The sequence below is a fragment of the Sporolactobacillus inulinus genome (assembly GCF_006539285.1).
GTDB classification, from domain to species: domain Bacteria; phylum Bacillota; class Bacilli; order Bacillales; family Sporolactobacillaceae; genus Sporolactobacillus; species Sporolactobacillus inulinus.
Map to the genome: position 1 here is coordinate 1 of NZ_BJMS01000167.1, position 3,138 is coordinate 3,138.

The window sequence follows — 3,138 nt, forward strand, 5'->3', positions numbered from 1 at the left end:
GTATAACGGCGGCAGCGGCTATGTGTCCGCAGAGTTTGTGAACAAGCCCGGCTCGAGCAACACGGGCGAATCAAACAGCGAACCAGTGAAGTACACGGGCACAACAACAGCGAACCTGAACGTGCGCTCAGGAGCCGGCACGTCGAACAAGATCCTGACAACGCTGAAAAAAGGAAGCCGCGTCGACGTTGTGAGCGAAGCGGGCGGTTGGCTGAAGATCAAGTACAACGGCGGCACCGGTTACGTGTCCGCAGAGTTTGTCGAACAGCCCGGCTCAAGCAATACAGGCGAATCAAACAACGAACCGGTGAAGTACAATGGCACGACAACAGCGAACCTGAACGTGCGCTCAGGGGCAGGCACGTCGAACAAGATCCTGACAACGCTGAAAAAGGGAAGCCGCATTGAAGTAGTGAGCGAAGCGGGCGGTTGGCTGAAGATCAAGTACAACGGCGGCACCGGTTACGTGTCCGCAGAGTTTGTCGAACAGCCATCCGACAATACATCTGCCGACGATTCGTCAAATCAATCGTCTAATGAATCGGGATCATCAGAGAACGGCTCATCAACAACCTATGGTTTAACGACGACAGGTGTCCAATTTCGCCAAGGACCAGGGAAATCTTACCAAAGCTACGGTGTCCTCCAAGCCGGAACGAAAGTAGAAATTATCGCCCAAGGAGCGGACGGATGGATTAAGGTAAGCTATGATGGCAAGGATGGTTACATCTATGGCGACTATTTGAAGGATGAAATCACCTCAACCATTCAGGATGGCAACACCGCGTATATCACCACAAAGTACTCGGTTTCATTCGGACAAGCATTAGCAAAGGAAGAAAAAGTAAATAAGAGTTCCTCGCTTGCCTACTATTTAAATCCAAATAACTTTACAAAGGGCAGCATTGATTACTATCAATTTCTGCAATTGTCTTCATTGGCGAGTGTGTCCTTGAGCGATATGGATACGATGCTTCAGGGAAAAGGCATTCTTTCTGGTAAAGGGCAAGCATTCATTGATGCAGCTAAGAAATATCAAGTGAATGAAATTTACCTCGTCTCTCACGCCTTGCTTGAGACAGGAAATGGTTCGTCGACACTTGCCAAAGGCGTGGAGTATAACGGCAAAACGGTCTACAACATGTTTGGAATTGGTGCCTACGATGGCAGTGCCGTATCCAGCGGTGCTGCGTATGCCTACAATCAAGGGTGGACGACTCCGGAAAAGGCGATTCAAGGCGGAGCAGCATGGATTGCAAACTATTACATTTATAATCAAACGTATCGTCAAGATACACTCTATAAAATGCGCTGGAATCCCGAAGCGCTGGTCATTGGCGACGCGGCACATCAATATGCGACAGATGTCGGCTGGGCGGTGAAACAAACACCGATGATTGACAATCTGTATCGAATGGCCGCCAAATACAGTTTGATTTTTGATGTTCCGGAGTATGGTAACTAAGCAAAGCTCAATAGAAAAAATACCCTTTACCCCTTGGCGTTGAATGGTAACTTGTCAACGCCGAGGGGTTTTCTATAACATCGCGTGCAGCAAGCGAAAGAGTCTGCCGCAACGGGCCATTGCTTGTTTTGCTTGTGAAAAACAGCATGCAATTCGAATAGCCGATGCGCGTTCTGCTACGCATCGGCTATTTCTCTGTGATCGCCAGCTGCTATTGGCTGCATGGAACAATTCTATTCATTGAAATCTTGGGTTTTGCTTCGTGATACCAAACGATTTTGTCGTTTGCGTCTTTGGGATTCATTCGCTGAACCGATTGCAGCGTATGCAGTTAGCATCAAAAGCGGCACGGTCATCAATAAGACATAAATAAATGTGTTGATGAAGGGACCGGGGGTTTGCTCATAGACGCTGAACTGAAGATCTTTTCGGCCCTGCTTCATGCCGTTTAGGGACAATGCTCCTCCTGGATAGGCATCACGTTGTTCAAATCCATGGCGATGGCCGTTAATGAACAGCTCAAGTCGTGCGTTGTCATTGCCGCTTAATTGATGCATTTTAAGAAGAAAATGCGTGTTTCCGTCGATCGGGGGAAACGCAAATATTATCGGCCCGTGCTCATGATCCGGTGCAAACCTGCGCGCATATTCGGTTTGCTGAGACCGGAGATTGACCAGTGAAAAGTGATAGCTGCCTTTTCCGCTCTGGCTAGCGACACCCATTGATATACGATTGAAACGGGTCGGTGCATGAAATGTCTGAGTGATTGAATGCTCGGCATCGAGAGGCACGGTTTGCTTATCGCTTGCAAACGGTTGATCCACAAGATAGTGGCGCTGCGGCGACTTAGGATTCAAATAAATTCCGGCTCCAGAAGCGCCACAGACAACGACAGCGGCAGCTAATCCAAAGATCAGTGGTAACCGGATTACATTCAGTTTGCGACCAGTTGCCGATTGAACGGTAGCTCGAAGCTGCTCCAGCTCCGTTAGCCCCAGAACGGCACCAATTAAGAGAAACGGTGTAAAAAGCAGGCTGTAACGCGGTTCAGCCTCCCAGATAAAGGTGTAAAAAAGAAAGTTTCCGAATAAAGTGATCTGAATCAATAGACCAAGCACAGGTTTTTTCGAACGGAACGTATGGCAAGCTGAAAGCAGCAGCAGAGCGAGTGCAGCGATATGAAACACTTGCACGATGATCAGTGTCAGTTGCTTGTTATGATTAAAGAGATATTGGTAAGCTTCAGTTGGATGACTCGAGAGATGTGTGTACCAATCATAGCCGTGCGCGCCTTCTCCCCATGTTCGGAACGCTTTGATCATCCATAGCCGCAGAAGCCCTTGAAAGGGATTGTTCTCGAGGCGCTCTTTAATCTGCTGCCAGTCGGCACGTTTTTTTGCGGCTTGATTCGGCTGCGTGCGCGTAAAATCATAGTCGCTGCGATTATATGAACCGTCTTTTGACAGACCGAGCATGATCCAATGCACACTTGGCATGGACAGATTAGGGTCATTTTGATAGCCAAATTGCTGCGCAACCGTTTGAAACGAATAGCTTGATCCTGCCAGCAGGACACCGATGATTGCTAAATTAAGAAGCACTTTCTTCCAGTTCAAGACAAAGAACATTTCAACTACCACCGACTAAAGTCGGATGGATTGATAGCGGTAGTA

The 3,138-nt window shown here is 48.2% G+C and carries 2 protein-coding genes; one reads left to right on the top strand and one right to left on the bottom strand.

Annotated features, from left to right (window positions below):
* Positions 1-1,465, top strand: a 1,465-nt coding sequence (locus tag SIN01_RS14325; protein ID WP_141306156.1) for an SH3 domain-containing protein, incomplete at its 5' end; no start/stop codon positions are given.
* A gap of 233 nt (positions 1,466-1,698) precedes the next feature.
* Here the strand turns inward: SIN01_RS14325 and SIN01_RS14330 are convergent.
* Positions 1,699-3,093, bottom strand: a complete 1,395-nt coding sequence (locus SIN01_RS14330) for a glycosyltransferase-like membrane protein (protein WP_010025111.1) — start codon at positions 3,091-3,093, stop codon at positions 1,699-1,701.
* Positions 3,094-3,138: the final 45 nt, after the last annotated feature.